The organism is Micromonospora sp. WMMD1102 (assembly GCF_029626265.1).
Taxonomy (GTDB): Bacteria; Actinomycetota; Actinomycetes; order Mycobacteriales; family Micromonosporaceae; genus Plantactinospora.
The window spans coordinates 5,080,429-5,099,837 of record NZ_JARUBN010000001.1 but is presented as its reverse complement, the minus strand read 5'-3'; the positions used below and the strand labels follow the sequence as shown (position 1 = coordinate 5,099,837).

The following is a 19,409-nucleotide window of genomic DNA, read 5'->3' as shown; positions in this document are numbered from 1 at the left end:
TCGCCGAGCAGACCCGGTAGCGGGCCGGTCGTCGCCGCGCCGGATCCCGGATGGACGCGAATCAGAGGATAAGTTAGCCTGCCCTTACTAAGGTCAGGCTAACTCCTGCTGGAGGTCGACGTCATGCAGCCCAGCCCCGCGGAGGTGGCCCGTACCCTCGCCGCCGGTCGGCTCCCCGGCACCGCCCAGGTGGCGTACCGGCCCGGACCGCACCAGGTCCGGCACGCCGTCGACCCGTCCGGCCGGGTACTGCTGCTCGTCTCCGTGGTCAGCGACCTGGCCGCGGCGCTGCGGCCGACCGACGGCAGCCGGAGTACGGCGCTGGTGCTCGACGTCCGTGACCTGCCGCCGGCCGCCGGGGCGCCGCCGCTCGGTCGGGTGTGGATCTCCGGCTGGCCGGAGCCGCTGGCCGGGATCGAGGCACGGCAGGCGGCCCTCGACTTCGCCGAGGTCGTACCGACCGGGGACCTGCTGGACATCGGGCGCGGTTGCACGCTCTACCGCTTCGAACCGGCGGAGATCCGGTTGGAACGGGCCGGCACGGTGCGCGACGTCGAGCCGGCCGAGTACGCCGCCGCCGAACCGGACCCGCTGCACCCGCTGGAACGGGACCTGCTGGCCGACCTCGCGAACCACCACGGGCCGGAGATCGCCGCCTTCCTCCGGCGCCAGCTAGGCGACCTCGTACCCCCGGCCGGCGTGGCCGAGCCGCCGCCCCGGGTGCTCCGGCTGGACCGGTACGGCATGGTGGTGGCGCTCGGCGGGCGCGGCACCCGCTGCCGGGCCCGGCTCGCCTTCCCGCGCCCGCTCGCCGGCCAGGCGGACCTGGCCGAGCTGCTGCACCCGGTACTGTGCCGGCGCGGCAGCCCCAGGAGTGGCCGGTCGCCAGCTCGCCCGACCAGGGCCGCCCGGAGCACTGACCGACCCGATCAGGACCGCCCGGACCGCTGACCCGACCAGGGCGCCCGGACTGTTCACGTCTCCGGTTCGTCAGCCGGCGCCGGGCCGCCTGCCGTCCCTACCGGGGGCGTCAGCCGTCGCCCTGTTATCCGCCCGGCGTGCCGGGCGCGGCCGGTGCTCCGGTGAGCCCGGAGACGTCCCCGGCCAGATACCGCTGCAAGGTCGGGCCGACCGCCGCGACCACCACGTCCGGCGGCGCCGAGGCGAGCGGCTCCAGCCGCAGGATGTAGCGGACGATGACCAGGCCGGACATCTGGGTGGCGACGAGCGAGGAGCGCAGCGGTGCCTCGGCCGGGTCGATCTCCAGCATCCCGGTCGCCCGACGGAGCACCTGGGTCTCCAGGAACTCCCGGAGCAGTCGGGCGGTCCACTGGTTGTGCATCGCCGAGCGGAACAGCGCCGCCGCGGCCGTGCCGGCGGGGGAGTCCCAGACCCCCAGGAAGGTCCGGACCAGCCGTTCGCCGATCCCGTCCAGCCCACCGGCGGCGATCTGCGGCAGCACCTCCTGCGGATCGAACGGGATGTCGATGGTGGCCAGGAAGAGCTGGTCCTTGGTGCCGAAGTAGTGGTGGACCAGTGCCGGGTCGACTCCGGCGCTGGTCGCGATGGCCCGGATCGAGGTGTGGTCGAAGCCGCGCTCGGAGAACGCCTCCCGAGCGGCTCTCAGGATCCCCTCCCGGGTGTCGGGGTTGCCCGGTCGCCGTCCGCTCCGTCGTGCCATCGCCGTCCTCGTATCAGTCTGCTCCGACGCCGGCCGGCGCCGTTCGTGCTGGGCACCGGCCGGCGACGCGGAGGTCAGCCGGTACGACGCCGTAACGTGGCCGCGGCCAGCACCAGCGCGACGACGACGGCCCCGCTCACCACCGCCACGTCCCGCCACATCGTGCCGGTCGGCTCGGCATGCGTGCCGACCTCCTGCAACGCCTCGACCGCGTACGACAGCGGCAGCACGTCGCTGATCGCCTGTAGCCAGCCGGCCATCTGGTCGCGGGCGACGAACAGACCGCAGAGCAGGAGCTGTGGGATCACCACGACCGGCATGAACTGTACGGCCTGGAACTCGGTCCGGGCGAAGGCACTGCAGAAGAGTCCCAACGCGACCCCGAGTACGGCGTTGATCACCGCGATCAGCACCACCAGCCCGGCGTCGCCGGCCGTGGAGAGGTCGAAGAACCAGTACGCCGTACCGGTCGTGAGGCTGGCCTGGGCGGCGGCGGCCAGCCCGAACGCGAGACCGTAGCCGAAGAGCAGGTCGAGCTTGCCCAGCGGGGTGGTGAGCAGCCGTTCCAGCGTGCCGGAGGTGCGCTCGCGGAGCATGGCGATGCTGGTGACCAAGAACATGATCACGAACGGGAAGATGCCGAGCATGACCAGCGCGAGCCGGTCGAAGGTGTCCGGCTGACCCGGCGGGGTGGGCTGGTCGCCGAACATGTAGTAGAGCAGCGTGAGCAGCACCACCGGCACCACCAGCAGCATCGCCACGGTACGCCGGTCGTGCCGCAGTTGCCGAAGGATGCGGCCGGTGGTGACGGCCAGGATGCGCGGGTTCATCGGGCCGTCCTCCCGTCGCCGCTGCCGGTCAGCGGTTGCCCGCCGGTCCCGGTGGGTGCGGGCGCGTCCGGGTCGGTCGGTTCGGCCGCCCGGATCAGCCGGAGGAACGCCTCCTCCAGGTCGTCGGTGCCGGCGCTCGCGCGTACCGCCGCCAGGGTGTCGTCGGCGATCAGCCGGCCCTCGCGGATCAGCAGCAGCCGGTCGCACCGGGCCGCCTCGTCCATCACGTGACTGGAGACCAGCAGCGTGGCGCCCTCCTCGGCCATCGCCTGGAACCGCTGCCACAGCTCGGCCCGGAGCACCGGGTCCTGGCCCACCGTCGGCTCGTCGAGGATGACCATCTCGGGGCGGCCGACCAGGGCACAGGCGAGCGAGGCCCGGCTGCGCTGCCCGCCGGAGAGGGTGCCGACGAGCTGGCCGGCGGCTTCCGCCAGCCCGACGGCGGCGATCGCCTGGTCCGCCTCGGCCCGGCCGAGCCCGTAGAGCCGGCCGAAGTAGCGGGCGTTCTCCCGGACGGTCAGGTCCGGATAGACGCTCGGCGCCTGGGTCAGGTAGCCGAGCCGCCGCCGCAGGCTCCGGCTGCCGGCCGGCTCGCCGAGCACGGTGACGCGGCCGCTGGTCACGGTCTGCACGCCGACGATGGCCCGCAGCAGGGTGGTCTTGCCGCTGCCGCTCGGGCCGAGCAGGCCGGTGACGGTGCCGCGCGGCACGGTGCAGCTGATCCCGTGCAGCACCCGCCGCCCGCCGCGGGTCACGACGAGGTCGCGGACCTCGATCGCGCTCGCCACGACACCTCCGGTCGCGGTCTCCATGACGCATCTCCTCCAAAACTCATCAAGTGCTGAAATCAACGCTAGTTGAAATCTTCGCCGCCGGCAATCGCCGGTGCGCGGCCGTCGGCGGATCGGTTTCCCCGCGTCGGGTCGACGGGTACGGAAGATCCGGTCGGCGGCGGGGTGCGAGGCTGGACCGGCGGATCGGACGGACGGTACGGCGGACGGAGCGGGACGATGCGGAAGCGCAGGATCGGTGCGATCGGACCGGAGGTCTCGGCGATCGGGCTCGGCTGTATGGGGATGAGCATGGCGTACGGGACCCGGGACGACGAGGAGTCGACCAGGACCCTGCACCGCGCCCTGGACCTGGGCGTCAACCACCTGGACACCGCCGACATGTACGGGCGGGGGCACAACGAGCAGCTGCTCGCCCCGGTGCTGCGCAAACGCCGCGACGAGGTGTTCCTGGCGACCAAGTTCGGCAACCGGTTCGCCGACCAGGGCGACACCACCGCCGCGCCGGGGGCGTACGTCGACAGCTCCGGCGGGTGGGCCAGGCAGGCCTGCGACGCCTCGCTGAGCCGGCTCGGGGTCGACACCATCGACCTCTACTACCTGCACCGGCGCAACCCCGAGACGCCGATCGAGGAGACCGTCGGGGCGATGGCGGAACTGGTGGTGGACGGCAAGGTCCGGTTCGTCGGGCTCTCCGAGGTGAGCCCGGCGACGCTGCGGGCCGCGCACGCCGTACATCCGGTGGCGGCGGTGCAGATGGAGTACTCGCTGTTCAGCCGGGACGTCGAAGAGGAGATGCTGGCCACCTGCCGGGATCTCGGGGTGGCGCTGGTGGCGTACTCGCCGGTCGGGCGGGGGCTGCTGACCGGGACGATCAGCGGCCGGGACCAGCTCGACGCCGACGACTTCCGCAACCGGGCGCCCCGGTTCGCGCGGGAGAACCTGGACACCAACCTGGAGCTGGTGGCCCGGGTGGAGGCGGTGGCCGCCGAGATCGGCTGCACCCCGGCCCAGGCGGCGCTGGCCTGGCTGCTCGCCCAGGGCGAGGACGTGCTGCCGATCCCCGGCACCAAGCGGGTGCGCTATCTGGAGGAGAACGCCGCCGCCGTGGACCTGGGGCTCACCGGCGACCAGGTGGCCCGGCTCTCCGCCGCGGTACCGGTCGGCGCGGCGGCCGGGGAACGCTATCCGGAGCAGTCAATGCGATTTATCGGTAAGTAATCGACGAAACGCCCAGGCGGCGCGTCATCGGGCGTTGCGTCATGATCGGAGCTGCGGCACGATGACGCCGTGGATCACGGTCCGTTACGGCAACTCGGGTTCCTCGACGACTGGACGGACCGGTTGCGCCAACTGCCCGGCCCGCCCGTCGTCGGGGTGCTGCTGCGCGGCAGCTACGCCCGGGGCGCCGCCACTCCGTACAGCGACGTGGACATCGATGTGCTGGTCAGCGGTGGGCCGTACGTGGCGTACCCGGCCTTCCTGGTGGAGGCGGGCGATCGGCTGACGCACCTGTCGGTCGCCGTCCGGGACGTCGGTTCCTGGCTCGAACGCCTCGACCGGCCGGCCGACTGGTCCTTCGGACTGCCCGTCGTCGCGCCCATACGGTTACTCTGGGCACACAAAGCCTGGCGGTCGTCGATCGACCTGACCGAGATCCGCCAGCGCCCGGCCGAGCCCGATCTCGAGGATCTGGTCGCCGCGCTCGGCAAGGTCGGCGGGGCCTGCGCGGCGGGTGCCGAGTACGACGCCCGGCTCGCCGCCGCCGACCTGGCCCGGCGTTGCCCGTCGGTGCTCCGGCTGGCCAACCCGGCGGTCACCGTGGCCAGTCGCGGCGACGCGCTGACCGCCGCGCTGGACCTGCCGGTCGCGCCGGCCGGCTACCGCGACGACCTGCTGACCTGCCTCGGGCTGCGCCCCGACACGCTGCCCCGGCTGCACGCCGCCGCGCACCGCCTGGTCGCCGGCACGGTGGCGTTGGCCCGCCCGTACGCCGGGGAACTGGCCCGGGTCGTCGGTGCCGATCTCGCCGCCGCCCTGCGCGACGGCCGACTGGACCGCTACGTCGCCCAGCTCGCCGAACCCGCCCAGCTCGCCGAACCCGCCCAGCTCGCCGAACCCGCCCAGCTCGCCGAACCCGCCCAGCTCGCCGAACCCGCCCAGCTCGCCGAACCCGCCCAGCTCGCCGAACCCGCCCAGCTCGCCGAACCCGCCCAGCTCGCCCAACCCGCCCAGCTCGCCCAACCCGCCCAGCTCGCCCAACCCGCCCAGCTCGCCGGACCCGCTCAGCCCGTCCCGCCCGCTCAGCCCGTCCCGCCCGCTCAGCCCGTCCCGCCCGCTCAGCCCGCTCAGTCCGTCCAGCCCGGCCAGCCGGCCCGGCAGGTCGGTCACGTGGCGGGGACCACTGCGGGGCGTGGGAGCGGGGACGGGTGGACGGCACCGGTGCCGCGTGCGAAACAATCGGGAACTATGCCCGTACCCGATCTCTCCGCCCCGGCGGCCGCGCCCGGGCCGGCGCCGAGCGGTCCCGCCCGGCCCTCGGCCCTCGCCCCGGCGATCGCCGCCCGGCTGCGCCGCACCCCCGACGGACTCTTCACCGCCGTGGTCCGGGCGCACGACAGCGGCGACGTGCTGATGGTCGCCTGGATGGACGACGAGGCGCTGCACCGCACCCTGACCACCGGCCGGGCCACCTACTGGTCGCGCAGCCGCCGGGAATACTGGGTCAAGGGCGAGACCTCCGGCCACCACCAGTACGTCCGGTCGGTGGCGCTGGACTGCGACGGCGACGCCGTACTGGTGAGCGTCGAGCAGGTCGGCGCGGCCTGCCACACCGGAAACTGGACCTGCTTCTCCGACGAACTGCCGGTCAGCGGTACGACCTCCGCCGAGCCGACGGCATGACCCTCCTTCAGGCGGTGACCCGATGACCACCGGAGCGGTGAGCCCGGACGATGCGACCTTCCGCGAGCTGGCCCGGACCCGGCGGGTGGTGCCGGTGGTCCGGCGACTCCTCGCCGACGGGGAGACCCCGGTCGGGGTCTACCGCAAGCTGGCCGGCGGGCCGGGGACCTTCCTGCTGGAGTCGGCGGAACAGGGGGCCGGAGCGGCCGGGATCGCCTGGTCGCGGTACTCCTTCGTCGGGGTACGCAGCGCAGCCACCCTGGTCGAGCGGGACGGCCGGGCGCACTGGCTCGGTACGCCCCCGGCCGGGCTGCCGACCGGCGGTGACCCGATGGCGGCGTTGCGGGCCACCGTGGCGGCGCTGACCGGTCCGGCCGCCGTCGGTCCGGTCGGCGCCGAGCGTGGCCCCCTGCCACCGCTGCTTGGCGGCATGGTCGGCTATCTCGGCTACGACGTGGTACGCCGCTTCGAGCGGCTGCCGTCGCTGACCGAGGACGACCTGAAGCTGCCCGAACTGGGCATGATGCTCGCCACCGACCTGGTCGTGCTGGACCACTTCGACGGCTCCGCGATCCTGGTGGCCAACGCCCTGCTGCCGGCACCGGAGCCGATCGGTCCGGGCGCCGGGGACCGGGCGGCGCAGGTGACGGCGGCATACCACCAGGCGGTCGGCCGGCTGGACGCAATGACGAGCGCGCTGTCCCGACCGATCCCGCCGATGATCGCCACGGTCGACCGGCCCGCGCCGGGCGAGGTGCTCAGCCGGACCGTCGAGGGGGAGTACCCGAAGGCGGTCGAGGTGGCCAAGGAGGCGATCCGGGCCGGCGAGTGTTTCCAGATCGTGCTGGCCCAGCGCTTCGAGCGGGAGACCCGGGCCGACCCGCTGGACGTCTACCGGGTGCTCCGGGCCACGAACCCGAGCCCGTACATGTACCTGCTCCGGTTCGACGACTTCGACATCGTCGGGTCGTCCCCGGAGGCGCACCTGAAGGTCACCGCCGGGGCCGACGGGCAGCGGCGGGCGATGCTGCACCCGATCGCCGGCACCCGGCCCCGGGGGAGCAGCCCGGCCGACGACGGCCGGCTGGCAACCGAGCTGATCACCGACCCCAAGGAGCGGGCCGAGCACGTCATGCTCGTCGACCTGGGCCGCAACGACCTCGGCCGGGTCTGTCGACCGGGTACGGTCGAGGTGCCGGAGTTCGCCACCATCGAGCGGTACAGCCACGTGATGCACATCGTCTCGACCGTGGTGGGGACGCTGCGGGAGGACCGGACCGCCTTCGACGCGCTGGCCGCGACCTTCCCGGCCGGCACCCTCTCCGGCGCACCGAAGGTACGCGCGATGGAGATCATCGAGGAGCTGGAGCCGACCCGACGCGGCCTGTACGGCGGCACGGTCGGCTATTTCGGCTTCGGCGGCGACCTGGACATGGCGATCGCGATCCGGACCGCGCTGATCCGGGGCGGCCGGGCGTACGTGCAGGCCGGTGCCGGGATCGTCGCCGACTCCGATCCGGCCGCCGAGGACCGGGAGACCCGGAGCAAGGCGGCTGCCGTACTCGCCGCGATCGCGGCTGCCGAGACACTGCGGCCGGCCCGGTGACGGTCGGCGGCGCACCGGCGGCCGGCACGTCGACCGACCCCTCGACCGGCACGTCGACCGTCGACCGGGCCCGGTCGGCCGGGCGGCGCGAGTTGGCGTACGCGGTGCTGCTCTGCCTGCTCGGCGCCGGCCTGGCGGTCCTCGCGGCGACCCGGACCTGGTCGGTGGAGCTGACCGCCCGCCCGGCGCCGCTGCCGCCCGACCGGACCGCCCGGACCGGTGGTGACCTGCTGCCCTGGCTGCCGGCGCTGGCCCTGGTCGGGCTGGCCGGCGCCGGGGCGCTGCTCGGTACCCGGGGGATCGGGCGCCGGCTGGTCGGCGGGCTGCTGGCGCTGCTCGGCGCCGGGCTGGTGGCCGGTGCCGGCTACGCCGGGTTCGGCACCGGTGGTGAGGTCGCCGCCGGCTGGCCGCTGCTCTGTGCGCTCGGCGGCCTGCTGGCCGGCGCGGCCGGGGTGCTCGCCGTGCTGCGCGGCGCCGGGTGGCCGGTGATGGGTGCCCGCTACGACCGGGCCCGGCCGGCCGGGGCAGGCCGGGTGGCGACCGCCCCGGACGGGCGGGTCGACGCCGGGCGGACCACGGCCGCCTGGGACGCGCTGGACCGGGGCGAGGACCCGACGGCCGAGGACACCACGGCTGGCGACCCGACGGCTGGCGACCCGAGGGCCGGCTGAGGCTGGCCGGGGGTCGGGCGGCCGGCGGCCGGGCGGCCGGGGGTCGGCAGGGTCGCGGGTACCGCCGGTGGGGCGGAGGCCAGCGCCGCCACCAGGGCGCGGATCTCGTCGCGCCGCAGCGCCCGGTCCCGGTCGGCGCAGATCGCCTCCCAGGCGTTGCCCCGGGCGGTCCGCATCCGGGCGTCACCGATCACCGCCCGCTCCACGGTGTGCACCACGCCGACGGCGGCCGAGAGTACGGCCCGGGGGATGCTGGTCAGGTCGATGCCGGAGTCAGGCTTCATGCCGGAGTCAGGCGACATGCTGGAGTCAGGCTTCATGCCGGAGTCAGGCTTCGCAACGCTCATGGTCTTCCCCGCACGGAAATCGATCCGACTGGTCGGCGGCGGCCCCGCGACCAGTGTGCCCGACTAGATGGTGCCGAGCCGGTGTTTCCGGCCGGTCACCCCCGGCTTAACGGTTCGTGGGTGTTGCGGGCCCACCATCCGGGAGAACAGCCGGGCCGCCGTCCGGCTTCCTTGACTTCCGTCACAGCCGTCCCGCCGGCCACCCCTGTCGCGGTGCCAGCCCCCGCTCACCGGCCGGCTCGGCGCGCACTTCCGATGGCGCAGCGTGATAATCCGCTCACAAGGTCGGCCATTATGCCCCAGCCCATCTCGTGAAGCACGCCATACCCCGGGAGGCGTCCGTCCCGTGGCGACGCCTAGCATCGGCCCATGACACCCGGAGAGGGGAGTCCGTTGGTGACTGCTGAGCAACCGCACGCGGCGGGAGACGAAGCCGGATCGGCGACGTCCGCCAACGTGCTCGACGAGATCCTCGCCGGAGTCCGCGAGGACGTCGCACGGCGGCAGGAACAGGTGCCGCTGGAGCAGATCAAGCAACTGGCGGCGGCCGCCGCACCACCCCGGGACGCGTACGCGGCGCTGCGCCGGCCCGGCGTCGGGGTGATCGCCGAGGTGAAGCGCTCCTCGCCGTCCAAGGGGCAGCTCGCCGAGATCGCCGACCCGGCCGACCTGGCCGGTGACTACGCCGCGGGTGGGGCGCGCTGCATCAGCGTACTCACCGAGGGGCGCTGGTTCGGCGGGTCGCTGGAGGACCTGGCGGCGGTCCGGGACGCGGTGGACATCCCGGTGCTCCGCAAGGACTTCGTGGTCTCCAGTTACCAGGTGCACGAGGCGCGGGCGCACGGCGCCGACCTGGTGCTGCTGATCGTCGCCGCGCTGGAACAGAACGTGCTGGTCGGCCTCCTGGAGCGGATCGAGTCGCTGGGCATGACCCCGCTGGTCGAGGTGCACGACGAGGAGGAGGCGGACCGCGCCATGGAGGCCGGTGCCCGGGTGATCGGCGTGAACGCCCGCAACCTGCGCACCCTGGAGGTCGACCGGTCGGTCTTCGAGCGGATCGCCCCGGGCCTGCCGAACAACGTCGTCAAGATCGCCGAGTCCGGGGTACGCGGCCCGCACGACCTGATCCGGTACGCCTCGGCCGGTGCCGACGCCGTACTGGTCGGCGAGGGCCTGGTCACCCAGAAGAGCCCCCGGGAGGCGGTGGCCGAACTGGTCAACGCCGGCAACCACCCGGCGACCCCCCGCCCGGTCCGATGAGCACGGGCACCGGACCGGCCGGCGGGACGGAGCTGCCGGACCTGGCCGGGCACTTCGGCCCGTACGGCGGTCGGTTCGTTCCCGAGGCGCTGGTCGCCGCGCTCGACGAGCTCGACAACGCCTACCAGAAGGCGCTTGCCGACGAGTCCTTCAGCACCGAGTTCAGCCGGCTGCTGCGGGAGTACGCCAACATCCCGTCGCCGCTCTACTCGGCCCAGCGGCTCTCCGAGCGGATCGGTGCGCGGGTGCTGCTCAAACGCGAGGACCTCAACCACACCGGCGCGCACAAGGTGCGCAACGTGCTCGGCCAGGCGCTGCTCACCAAGCGGATGGGCAAGCCCCGGGTGATCGCCGAGACCGGCGCCGGCCAGCACGGGGTGGCGAGCGCGACCGCTGCCGCGTACCTCGATCTCGAGTGCGTCGTCTACATGGGCGAGCTGGACACCCAGCGGCAGGCCCTGAACGTCGCCCGGATGCGGATGCTCGGCGCCACCGTCGTCCCGGTGACCGCCGGCTCGCGCACCCTCAAGGACGCGATGAACGAGGCGATGCGGGACTGGGTGGCGAACGTCGACCGGACGCACTACCTGATCGGCACCACCGCCGGCCCGCACCCGTTCCCGGCGATGGTCCGGCAGTTCGTCCGGGGCATCGGGGTGGAGGCCCGGCAGCAGTGCCTGGAGCTGACCGGCGGGCTGCCGGACGCGGTGACCGCCTGCGTCGGCGGCGGCTCCAACGCACTCGGCATCTTCCACGCCTTCGTGCCCGACGCCGACGTCCGGCTCTACGGCTTCGAGGCCGGCGGCGACGGGATCGAGACCGGGCGGCACGCGTCGAGCATCACCGGCGGCTCGTCCGGGGTGCTGCACGGCGCCCGCACCTACGTGTTGCAGGACGCCGACGGGCAGACGGTCGAGTCACACTCGATCTCGGCCGGGCTGGACTACCCGGGGGTCGGCCCCGAGCACGCCTGGCTGAACGACGCCGGGCGGGCCCGGTACGCGCCGGTCACCGACGCGGAGGCGATGGACGCGTTCCAGCTCCTCTGCCGGACCGAGGGGATCATCCCGGCGATCGAGAGCGCGCACGCGCTGGCCGGCACACTCAAGATCATCCCTGGTCTCGCCGCCGAACTGGGTCGCGAGCCGACGATCGTGGTCAACCTCTCCGGCCGGGGCGACAAGGACGTGCACACCGCCGGGGAGTACTTCGGCATCCTCGACGGAAACCAGGGGTGACCGGGATGACCGCTGATCCGGACCGGAGCATCGGGGTCGCCTTCGAGAAGGCTCGGGCCGAGGGGCGGGCCCTGCTGGTCGGCTGCATGCCGGCCGGCTTCCCGACCGTGGACGGCAGCATCGCCGCGATGCGCGCCATGGTCGACGCCGGGGTCGACGTGATCGAACTGGAGATCCCGTACTCCGACCCGGTGATGGACGGGCCGGTCATCCAGCGGGCCAGCGACATCGCCCTGGCCGGCGGGGTACGCACCCGGGACGCGCTGCGGATCGTCGAGACGGTCGCCGCGACCGGCGCCCCGGTGGTGATCATGACCTACTGGAACCCGATCGAGCGCTACGGAGTCGACGCCTTCGCCCGGGACCTCGCCGCCGCCGGTGGCACCGGCCTGATCACCCCGGACCTGATCCCGGAGGAGGCCGGCGAGTGGCTGGCCGCCTCCGACGCGTACGGGCTGGACCGGACGTTCCTGGTCGCGCCGTCGTCGACCGACCGGCGGCTGGCGATGACCGTCGAGCACTGCCGGGGCTTCGTCTACGCCACCGCCCTGATGGGGGTGACCGGGGCCCGGGAGCGGACCTCGGACGACGCACCGACCCTGGTCGGCCGGGTCCGGGCGGTCAGCTCGCTGCCGGTCGGGGTGGGCCTCGGCGTCGGCACCGGTGCCCAGGCCGCCGAGGTCGGCCGGTACGCCGACGGCGTCATCGTGGGCAGCGCCCTGATCCGCTGCCTGCTGGACGCCCCGGACGAGGCGGCCGGGCTCGCCAGGCTGGGCAGTCTCAGCGCCGAACTCGCCGAGGGCGTCCGAACCGTCCGGCGCTGATCCGAACCGTCCGGGCGCTGATCCGAACGTCCGGCGCTGGCCGGACACCGCCCGCCTGCCCGTCCCCGCCCCCGTTTCCGCGCGCTCGCCGGCTGGCTGCGAGCAGCTCAAACAGGCGACGGGGGGAGAGTGTGGGCCGTATCGGGACGAAACAGGCGGGCTTCGCCGGAAGGTAGCAACCGGACCGGGGTGCCGCGGGCAGGGGTTGCGACGGTAGCCTGTGCACCCGTGACCCTCGCCTCGCTCTCTCCTCAGGCGGCCCTGCCGAGTCCCGCCAACGCCGTGTGGCAGCTCGGGCCGGTGCCGGTTCGGGCCTACGCGCTCTGCATCGTGCTCGGAATCGTGGTCGCCTGCGCGGTGACCGAGCTGCGGCTGCGCCGCCGGGGCGCCGCGCCCTGGGCGGTGCTGGACATCGCCGTCTGGGCGGTGCCGTTCGGCATCGTCGGCGCCCGGATCTACCACGTGATCACCTCGCCCGGCTCCTACTTCGGCGAGGGTGGTGAGCCGCTCCGCGCCCTCTACATCTGGGAGGGCGGGCTCGGGATCTGGGGCGCCGTCGCGGGCGGCGCGGTCGGCGCCTGGCTGGCCGCCCGGCAGCTCGGCCTGCCGCTGACCATGGTGGCCGACGCGCTCGCTCCGGGAATGCCGCTGGCCCAGGCCGTCGGCCGGATCGGCAACTGGTTCAACAACGAGCTGTTCGGCGGGCAGACGACGCTGCCGTGGGGCCTGGAGATCCACCGGATGGACCAGGCCAACCCGGGGAAGGCCCTCCTCGACGACAGCGGCAACCCGGTCCTCGAACCCGGGCTCTTCCACCCGACCTTCCTCTACGAGGCGCTCTGGAACGTCGGCGTCGCCGGTCTGGTCCTCTTCCTCGACCGCCGGCTCAAGCTCGGCCGGGGCCGGGCGTTCGCGCTCTACGTGATGGGCTACACCGTCGGCCGGTTCTGGATCGAGATGATGCGTACCGACGAGGCGACCGAGATCCTCGGCGCCCGGCTGAACGTCTGGACCGCGGTCCTGGTCTTCCTCGGCGCGCTCGTCTACTTCGTCCGGGTCCGGGGCCCGCAGGAGTTCCTGGTCCCGGTCGGTGGCGCGCCCGCACCGCTGGCCGCGGGCGACACCGCCGCCAGCGACGTCTCCCAGGTCGACGTCTCCCGCGAGCCGGCCGCGGTCGGCGCGCCGATCGCGTACCAGGTGGTGACCGAGGAGCAGTTCCGGCGCTTCCAGGAGACCGGCGAGGTGCCGCCGGCCGAGGACCCGAGCGCACCGGCCCGAGCCGAGCGTGCCGACGCCGACGCCGACGCCGCCTACGACGACGACAGCGGCGAAGGTGACGACGACGGCCGGGACGGCAACGACGACGGTCGCGACGGCGACGGCGACGGCCGGGAAGGCGGCGAACTCGCCGAGGGCGGCGTGCGGGCCGGGAAGCCGACCGCCGCCGGGACACCGGCCGAGACCCGGGACGGCGAGCCGGCCGACGCCGGGGCCGCGCCGGGGACCGCCGACCGGGACCGTTGAGCGGGGGAGCCGGCCCGATGCGTACGGCCGTGGTGGTGGGCGCCGGGATCGGCGGACTGGCGACGGCCGGTGCGCTGGCCCGGTCCGGATGGCAGGTGACCCTGCTGGAACAGGCCGACCGGGTACGCGCCGAGCGCACCGCCCTGGTCCTCTGGCCCAACGGGATACACGCACTGCGCGCGCTCGGCCTCGGCGAAGGGCTGGCCGCGATCGCCACCCGGCTGCCCGACGTCGGGGTCCGGCGCCCCGACGGGCACTGGCTGGTGCAGCCCCGCCCCGGGCTGGGCGAGCGCGCGCCGGTGGTCGTACACCGGGAGGACCTGCACGACGCGCTTGTCGCCGGCCTCGGCGACCGGGTGGAGATCCGGACCGGGGTCGAGGTCCGGACCGTCCGGGTCGGCGAGGCCGACGGAGCCCGGCCGGCGGTCGGCGACGGGCGCGGCAGCTTCGAGGCCGACCTCGTCGTCGCCGCCGACGGGATCGACAGCGCGGTACGCCGCCGGCTCGCCCCGGAGGCCACCGTGGTCAGCTCCGGCTGCGCGGCGTGGCGGGCGGTGATTCCCTGGTACCGGGCGCCACAGCTCCCGCCCGACCGCCCGGTGGACGGCGAGACGCTCGGCGCCGGTTACCGGTTCGTCGCCGCCTCGCTCGGCGACCGGGGCGCCTCCGGCGGCTCCACCCGGGGTGGCATCTACTGGGTGGCGACCGCGGCCGGCGCCTCCCGCCCCGAGTCGCCGGCCACCCAGCTCGCCCTGCTCCGGCGCTGGTTCGCGAACTGGCCGGCGCCGATCGGCGAGCTGCTCGCCGCCACCGAGCCGGAGGACCTGGTGCAGCAGGAGGTGCGCGAGCTGCGTCCGCTGCCCCGGGCGTACGGCTTCCCGTCCGGCACCGGCGGGGTGGTGCTGCTCGGTGATGCCGCGCACGCGATGCCACACCACCTGGGTCAGGGTGCCTGTCTCGCCCTGGAGGACGCCGCGACGCTGCGTTCGGTGGTCCGGGAGGCGATCCCCGGCCCGGCGCTGCGCGAGGCGGTCGAGTCGTACCACCGGCTGCGTCGTCCCCGGACCGTCACCGTGGTCCGGCAGACCCGGCGGATGTCGGCGGTCCTGCAAACCCGGGGACGGCTGGCCCTGCGGGCCCGGGACGCGGCACTCGGCACGATCACGCCCCGGCTGCTGGGCAGCGCGGCGACCGTCGCGGCCCAGTGGCGGCCACCGGAGTAGTCGGAACCGCCCACCGTCGGCGCAGCCAAACCGCCGGGCCGGAGCAGCCAAGCCGCCGGCGCCGGAGTAGCCGGGCCGTCGGCCGCTGGAGTAGCCGGGCCGTCGGCCACCGGATGACCGGTCGGTATCCGAATCGAAGCAGACTGCTGCCCGAGCGGATCCCGCCGGACCCACCGGTTTGTCGGCCAACCGACCGGTCGGGGGGATGCCCCGCACCCGCACGGGTCACGCACACTACCCGGGAGCGAAGGTGAGGGCTCCCAGTTGCGGCACAGCGTGCCTGACCAACAGGCCAGTTCGGAGCGGCGGCACGCCACCCCGGGCGGGGTACGGCTGCTCGGGCCGGTACGCCTGATCGGGCCCCGGGGGCCGGTCGCGCTGCCGGACGGCGCCGGAGCGCTCCTCGGGCTGCTGGCGCTGCGTCCCAACGAGCCCGTCCCGGAGGCGGAACTGCTCGCCGCCCTGGCCGGCCGGGAAACGCTGGCCCGGACCGGTGCCCGTCCGCTGCGCCGGGCGGCGACCCTGCTGGCGGCCGCGCTGACCGGCTGCGGATCGCCCGGCACCCTGGAGGTCCGGCCGACCGGCTACCTGCTCCGGATGCCGAGGGACCGGATCGACGCGAGCCGGTTCACCCGGCTGTCCGACCGGGCCCGGCGCCGGATGGCCGCCGGTGAGCTGCGGGCCGCCGCCCGGCTGTTCCGGGCCGCCCTGGCCGTCTGGACCGAGCCGCTGCCGGACCGGTCCGCCGGGCCGGACCGGTCCGCCGGGGCGGCACCGGCCGGCGGCGAGGCCGGCGACCCGTACCGGCTCTGTCCGTCCGGGTGGGCCGCCGCCGAACTGGCGCGGCTGCGCCAGGCCCGGGTCGACGCCTTCGCGCAGCGCTGGGAGTGTGCGCTGCGGCTCGCCGTGGCGGCACACACCGCCGCCGGCGGGCCGGTCGCCGACCGCGCCGTGGTGGCCGCCGGGGCGACCGCCGCCCAGGTGGCCCGGGTGGCCGTCGCCGAACTGACCCGCGCGGTGGCGACCCATCCGCTGCGGGCGCGGCTGTGGGAACTGCTGCTCGTCGCGGCGTACCTGCACCGGGGGCGGCGGGCCGCCGCAGAGGTGCACCAGCGGGCCCAGCACGTCTTCCGGGAACAGCTCGGCGTCGAGCCGGCCGGGCGGGTCTGCGTACTGGCGGCGGCGGTGCGCGCCGGTGAGCTGCCCGAGGACTGGGCGACGGGGCCGGCGGCGGTGTCCGGCCCGGAGGCTGCCGTCGACCCGCCGACATACCGGGAACGTCCGGCCGCCCGGCTGCCGGTCCCGCTTACCGCCCTGCTCGGCCGGGACGAACTCCTGCACGTCGTCGCCGAGCGGCTGGACCGGCACCGCCTGGTCACCCTCACCGGAACGGGCGGGGCCGGCAAGACCCGGCTGGCGGTCGCGGCGGCCGGGGCGGTCACCGACCGGCCGGTCTGGTTCGTCGACCTGACCGCGGTGGAGAGCCCGGTACGGGTGCCGCAGGCGGTCGCCGCCGCGCTCGGCGTACCGGACGTGGGGCGGGACGTGGTCGAGGCGCTCGCCGCCGACCTCGGGCCGGACCGGGCACTGCTGGTGCTGGACAACTGCGAACACCTGGTCACCGGCTGCGCGGAGCTGGTCGACCGGCTGCTGTCCCGCTGCCCGGGGCTGCGGGTGCTGGCGACCAGCCGGATCGCGCTGCGGCTGGCCGTCGAGTCGCGGATCCGGGTGCCGGCGCTCGGCGTACCCGAGGTGGGTGCCGGGCACAGCCTCGCGGCGCTGGCCGCCCATCCGGCCACCCTGCTCTTCCTCGAACGGGCCCGGGACTGCGCCGGCCGACCCGTTCCGGAGACCAGCGCCGAGGCGGTCGTCCGACTCTGTGCCGAACTGGACGGGCTGCCGCTGGCGATCGAGCTGGCCGCGGCGCGTACCCCGATGTTGACGGTGCCCGAGATCGTCGGGCGGCTGCGGACCGGCGTACGGCTGCTGCGCAGCCCGGATCCGAGACCGGCCGACCGGCACCGGAGCGTCGCCGCCGCGGTGGAGTCCAGCCTCTGCCTGCTGGACGCCGACGCCTGCCGACTCTTCGACCGGCTGGCGATCTTCACGGGTGGGTTCGACGCCGAGGCGGCCCGGTCGATCGGCGGCCCGGCCGCGCCGGCCGCCCTGGCCGCGCTGGTCGAGGCGTCCCTGGTGGAACCGCTGCCGTCCGGCCCCGCACCACACGCCGGGGCGTCCGGGCCGGGGCAGAGCGGGCACGCCGGAGCGTCCGGGTCGGGCGACGCAACGCACCCCCGGGCAGCCGGCCCCGGGGAGGGCGGGGACGCCGGGGCAGCCGTCCCGGGGGAGGGCGGGCAGCCGCGCTACCGGATGCTGGAGCCGGTCCGGCGGCACGCACTGGACCGGCTGGTCGGCTCCGGCGCCGAGGTGGCCGCCCGGCAGGCGCTCGCCAGGTACTGCCTGGAGCTGGCCCAGCAGGCCGACGCCCGGCTGCGCGGCGCCGCCCGGGACCGGTGGCTGGCCCGGCTGCGCGCCGAGGAGCCGAACCTGCGGTCCGCGATGACCTGGCTGGCCGAGGCGGGCGCGGCCGGCCCGGCACACGGCGACCTGCGGCTGGCCGCCGCCCTCGCGATGTACTGCCGGCTGGCGGGCAACTACCGGGAGGGCCACGCCTGGCTCTCCACGGCGTTGGCCCGGCATCCGGACGCCCCGGCCGCGCTGCGCTCCCGGGCCGGGATCGGCGCCGCCATGCTGGCGATGCTGGCCTGCGACTATCCGGCCGCGACCCGGCACGCCGAGCTGGCCCGGGCCGCCTGTCGGGTCACCGGAGACCGCCGGGCCGAGGCGCAGCTGGCGCAGATCCTCGGCTCGGTCGCCCGGGAACAGGCCCGGTACGCCGAGTCCGCCGACCAGCTGGCCACCGCCGGAGCCATCTTCGCCGACTACGCCGACGAGTGGGCCGAGGCGCAGATCACCGAGCTGCGCGGCTTCACCGCCTGGCTCGCCGGCGACCTGGACCGGGCCGACTCTCGGCTGTGGGCGAGCCTGCGCCGGCACGAGCGGCTGGGCGACCGGCTGGCGGCGGCGAGCGCGCTGATGAACCTCGGCGCGGTCGCGCTGTACCGGGGCGACATCGACCGGGCGTCGGCCCTGCTGGACGTGGCACTGCGGCGGTACTCCGCGACCGGCTTCCCGGAGGGCGTCGGCTGGGCACACAACCTCTGCGGGCTGGTCGAGCTGCGCGGCGGGCGTACCCGGCGGGCCGCCCGGCACCTGCGGCTCAGCCTGGCCGCGCACCGGCAGGTCGGCGACCGGTGGCGTACCGCCAGTGTGCTGGAGGCGCTCGCCGAGGTGGCCCGGCAGGACGGCGACCCGGTACGCGGGGCCCGGCTGCTCGGCGCCGCGGACCGGATCCGGGCGGAGATCGGTGCACCGGTGCCGGCCTGTGAACGGGCTGACACCGAGGCGACCGAGCGGGCCCTGCGCGCCCAACTCGACGTCCCGGCACACCTACCCGGGCCCGGCGGAGGGTTCACCCCGGCGTACCGGTACGGGCGGGAGGCGTCGCTGGACGCCGTACTGGCCGGGGATTCCCGGGCGGGCCGGCGGCGGGCGGGTCAGTGGCCGGAGTCGGCGTTCGGGTCGTAGGTGGTGGGCAGCTTGCCGAGTACGCCGTCGACGATGTGGATCCGGCCGCCCGCGACCCGGTAGTCGGCGCAGACGCATCGCACCTGCTCGCCGATCCGGGCCATCGACCCGGCCGCACCGACCGGCAGCGTGCTGCCGTCGAGGGTGCGCAGCGTGCCGGCGGCGACCAGGTCGGCCAGCGGGTGCGCGCCGGCCACCAGGTGCGCCCGGACGAGATCCCGCAGTTCGTCCCGGCGGTGGATCATCAGGTCGTCGAGGTTCTCCTCGGAGAACTTCCTCGCGAACGCGTCGTCGGTGGGGGCCAGCACGGTCACCCCGCCCGGAGCGCGCAACTCGGCCGAGAGGCCGGCGGCGCGTACCGCCGCCTCGAACCGGGTCAGCACCGGGATCCACTGCAACGCCACGTCGCCCGGCTGGTCGGCCAGGGCGGCCGGGTTCCCCGGATCGGTGCCGGCCGGCAGCGCGGTGCAGAGCGGGCCGGTCACCCCGGAACCGGCCGTACCGCCGGCCGCCGACGTACCGGGCCGGTCCGCCGCGTCGCCGGTGCAGCCGGCAACGGCCGCCGCCAGCAGCGCGGTCGCGGCCAGCAGCGCGGCCCGGAACCGGAGCCGGCCGCCCCGGGTACGCCCGGCGGGCCCGCTCGACGGCCGGGACGACGAGACGGACGCCACGAAGCGCGCGCACGCCGCCTCGGACGCCTCGGACGTCCCGAAGGGCACGGACGTCTGGGATGGCTCGGACACGACGACCTCCACGACGACGAGGAACGTGCGACGGAAGCGACGGACGGCTGTGCCGTACCGGTGGGACGGGCGTCGGCGGCCCGGCCCACCGGTACGGCGGTCGGTGCGCGGTTATCCGT

At 75.2% G+C, this 19,409-nt stretch carries 15 protein-coding genes and 2 pseudogenes; 12 read left to right on the top strand and 5 right to left on the bottom strand.

Going from position 1 to position 19,409, the window contains the following annotated elements:
* Nucleotides 1–123: 123 nt before the first annotated feature.
* Nucleotides 124–951: a DUF2470 domain-containing protein gene (locus tag O7626_RS22775; protein WP_278063139.1), complete on the top strand. Its 828-nt coding sequence runs from the start codon at nucleotides 124–126 to the stop codon at nucleotides 949–951.
* A gap of 94 nt (nucleotides 952–1,045) precedes the next feature.
* On the opposite strand, the gene O7626_RS22770 is transcribed toward O7626_RS22775, so the two are convergent.
* The 3 genes from O7626_RS22770 to O7626_RS22760 all read right to left on the bottom strand — a co-directional run bounded on the left by O7626_RS22770 (nucleotide 1,046) and on the right by O7626_RS22760 (nucleotide 3,299).
* Nucleotides 1,046–1,681 carry a TetR family transcriptional regulator gene (locus O7626_RS22770; protein WP_278063138.1) on the bottom strand — a complete coding sequence of 212 codons (636 nt, stop codon included), beginning with the start codon at nucleotides 1,679–1,681 and terminating at the stop codon, nucleotides 1,046–1,048.
* A 74-nt stretch (nucleotides 1,682–1,755) separates the two neighbouring features.
* Nucleotides 1,756–2,511: an ABC transporter permease gene (locus O7626_RS22765; protein WP_278063137.1), complete on the bottom strand. Its 756-nt coding sequence runs from the start codon at nucleotides 2,509–2,511 to the stop codon at nucleotides 1,756–1,758.
* Nucleotides 2,508–3,299, bottom strand: coding sequence for an ABC transporter ATP-binding protein (locus O7626_RS22760; RefSeq protein WP_278066270.1), 792 nt, complete (start codon nucleotides 3,297–3,299; stop codon nucleotides 2,508–2,510). The genes O7626_RS22765 and O7626_RS22760 overlap by 4 nt, the downstream gene beginning before the upstream one ends.
* Before the next feature lie 222 nt (nucleotides 3,300–3,521).
* Between O7626_RS22760 and O7626_RS22755 the strand changes: the two genes are divergently transcribed.
* From O7626_RS22755 to O7626_RS22735, 5 genes and pseudogenes are all read left to right on the top strand, one after another.
* Nucleotides 3,522–4,523 (top strand): aldo/keto reductase, encoded by a 1,002-nt coding sequence (locus O7626_RS22755; protein ID WP_278063136.1) that lies wholly within the window; start codon nucleotides 3,522–3,524, stop codon nucleotides 4,521–4,523.
* A gap of 69 nt (nucleotides 4,524–4,592) precedes the next feature.
* A pseudogene (locus tag O7626_RS22750) lies at nucleotides 4,593–5,231 on the top strand (nucleotidyltransferase domain-containing protein); the annotation flags it as partial.
* Nucleotides 5,232–5,771: 540 nt separating this feature from the next.
* On the top strand, nucleotides 5,772–6,206 hold the full coding sequence (hisI, locus tag O7626_RS22745; RefSeq protein ID WP_278066269.1) for a phosphoribosyl-AMP cyclohydrolase: 435 nt from the start codon (nucleotides 5,772–5,774) through the stop codon (nucleotides 6,204–6,206).
* Nucleotides 6,207–6,228: 22 nt separating this feature from the next.
* On the top strand, nucleotides 6,229–7,812 hold the full coding sequence (locus tag O7626_RS22740) for an anthranilate synthase component I (RefSeq protein WP_278063135.1): 1,584 nt from the start codon (nucleotides 6,229–6,231) through the stop codon (nucleotides 7,810–7,812).
* Nucleotides 7,813–7,904: 92 nt separating this feature from the next.
* Complete coding sequence (locus O7626_RS22735; RefSeq protein ID WP_278066268.1) at nucleotides 7,905–8,483, top strand: Trp biosynthesis-associated membrane protein; 579 nt, start codon at nucleotides 7,905–7,907, stop codon at nucleotides 8,481–8,483.
* A gap of 80 nt (nucleotides 8,484–8,563) precedes the next feature.
* Here O7626_RS22735 and O7626_RS22730 read toward each other — a convergent pair.
* Nucleotides 8,564–8,767, bottom strand: a pseudogene (locus O7626_RS22730) (hypothetical protein); the annotation flags it as partial.
* Nucleotides 8,768–9,286: 519 nt separating this feature from the next.
* On the opposite strand from O7626_RS22730, the gene trpC reads away from it, so the two are divergent.
* The 6 genes from trpC to O7626_RS22700 all read left to right on the top strand — a co-directional run bounded on the left by trpC (nucleotide 9,287) and on the right by O7626_RS22700 (nucleotide 18,547).
* Entirely contained in the window at nucleotides 9,287–10,090 is an 804-nt protein-coding gene (trpC, locus tag O7626_RS22725) for an indole-3-glycerol phosphate synthase TrpC (RefSeq protein WP_278066267.1), read from the top strand.
* Nucleotides 10,087–11,328: a tryptophan synthase subunit beta gene (gene trpB, locus O7626_RS22720; protein WP_278063134.1), complete on the top strand. Its 1,242-nt coding sequence runs from the start codon at nucleotides 10,087–10,089 to the stop codon at nucleotides 11,326–11,328. Before trpC ends, trpB begins: the two co-directional genes overlap by 4 nt.
* A 5-nt stretch (nucleotides 11,329–11,333) precedes the next feature.
* Nucleotides 11,334–12,152 carry a tryptophan synthase subunit alpha gene (gene trpA, locus O7626_RS22715; RefSeq protein ID WP_278063133.1) on the top strand — a complete coding sequence of 273 codons (819 nt, stop codon included), beginning with the start codon at nucleotides 11,334–11,336 and terminating at the stop codon, nucleotides 12,150–12,152.
* A gap of 228 nt (nucleotides 12,153–12,380) precedes the next feature.
* Nucleotides 12,381–13,676, top strand: coding sequence for a prolipoprotein diacylglyceryl transferase (gene lgt / locus O7626_RS22710; protein WP_278063132.1), 1,296 nt, complete (start codon nucleotides 12,381–12,383; stop codon nucleotides 13,674–13,676).
* A gap of 17 nt (nucleotides 13,677–13,693) precedes the next feature.
* Nucleotides 13,694–14,899, top strand: coding sequence for an FAD-dependent monooxygenase (locus O7626_RS22705; RefSeq protein WP_278063131.1), 1,206 nt, complete (start codon nucleotides 13,694–13,696; stop codon nucleotides 14,897–14,899).
* A 276-nt stretch (nucleotides 14,900–15,175) separates the two neighbouring features.
* Nucleotides 15,176–18,547: a BTAD domain-containing putative transcriptional regulator gene (locus O7626_RS22700; RefSeq protein ID WP_278063130.1), complete on the top strand. Its 3,372-nt coding sequence runs from the start codon at nucleotides 15,176–15,178 to the stop codon at nucleotides 18,545–18,547.
* Here O7626_RS22700 and O7626_RS22695 read toward each other — a convergent pair.
* Nucleotides 18,517–19,290 (bottom strand): fasciclin domain-containing protein, encoded by a 774-nt coding sequence (locus tag O7626_RS22695; protein WP_278063129.1) that lies wholly within the window; start codon nucleotides 19,288–19,290, stop codon nucleotides 18,517–18,519. The two genes, O7626_RS22700 and O7626_RS22695, sit on opposite strands and share 31 nt — an antisense overlap.
* Nucleotides 19,291–19,409: the final 119 nt, after the last annotated feature.

What these genes read in the sequence shown, in the direction of transcription:
- O7626_RS22775 (WP_278063139.1), top strand. Translation starts at nt 124, where the DNA reads ATGCAGCCCAGCCCCGCGGAGGTGGCCCGTACCCTCGCCGCCGGTCGG.
- O7626_RS22770 (WP_278063138.1), bottom strand. Translation starts at nt 1,681, where the DNA reads ATGGCACGACGGAGCGGACGGCGACCGGGCAACCCCGACACCCGGGAG.
- O7626_RS22765 (WP_278063137.1), bottom strand. Translation starts at nt 2,511, where the DNA reads ATGAACCCGCGCATCCTGGCCGTCACCACCGGCCGCATCCTTCGGCAA.
- O7626_RS22755 (WP_278063136.1), top strand. Translation starts at nt 3,522, where the DNA reads ATGCGGAAGCGCAGGATCGGTGCGATCGGACCGGAGGTCTCGGCGATC.
- hisI (WP_278066269.1), top strand. Translation starts at nt 5,772, where the DNA reads ATGCCCGTACCCGATCTCTCCGCCCCGGCGGCCGCGCCCGGGCCGGCG.
- O7626_RS22740 (WP_278063135.1), top strand. Translation starts at nt 6,229, where the DNA reads ATGACCACCGGAGCGGTGAGCCCGGACGATGCGACCTTCCGCGAGCTG.
- trpB (WP_278063134.1), top strand. Translation starts at nt 10,087, where the DNA reads ATGAGCACGGGCACCGGACCGGCCGGCGGGACGGAGCTGCCGGACCTG.
- trpA (WP_278063133.1), top strand. Translation starts at nt 11,334, where the DNA reads ATGACCGCTGATCCGGACCGGAGCATCGGGGTCGCCTTCGAGAAGGCT.
- O7626_RS22705 (WP_278063131.1), top strand. Translation starts at nt 13,694, where the DNA reads ATGCGTACGGCCGTGGTGGTGGGCGCCGGGATCGGCGGACTGGCGACG.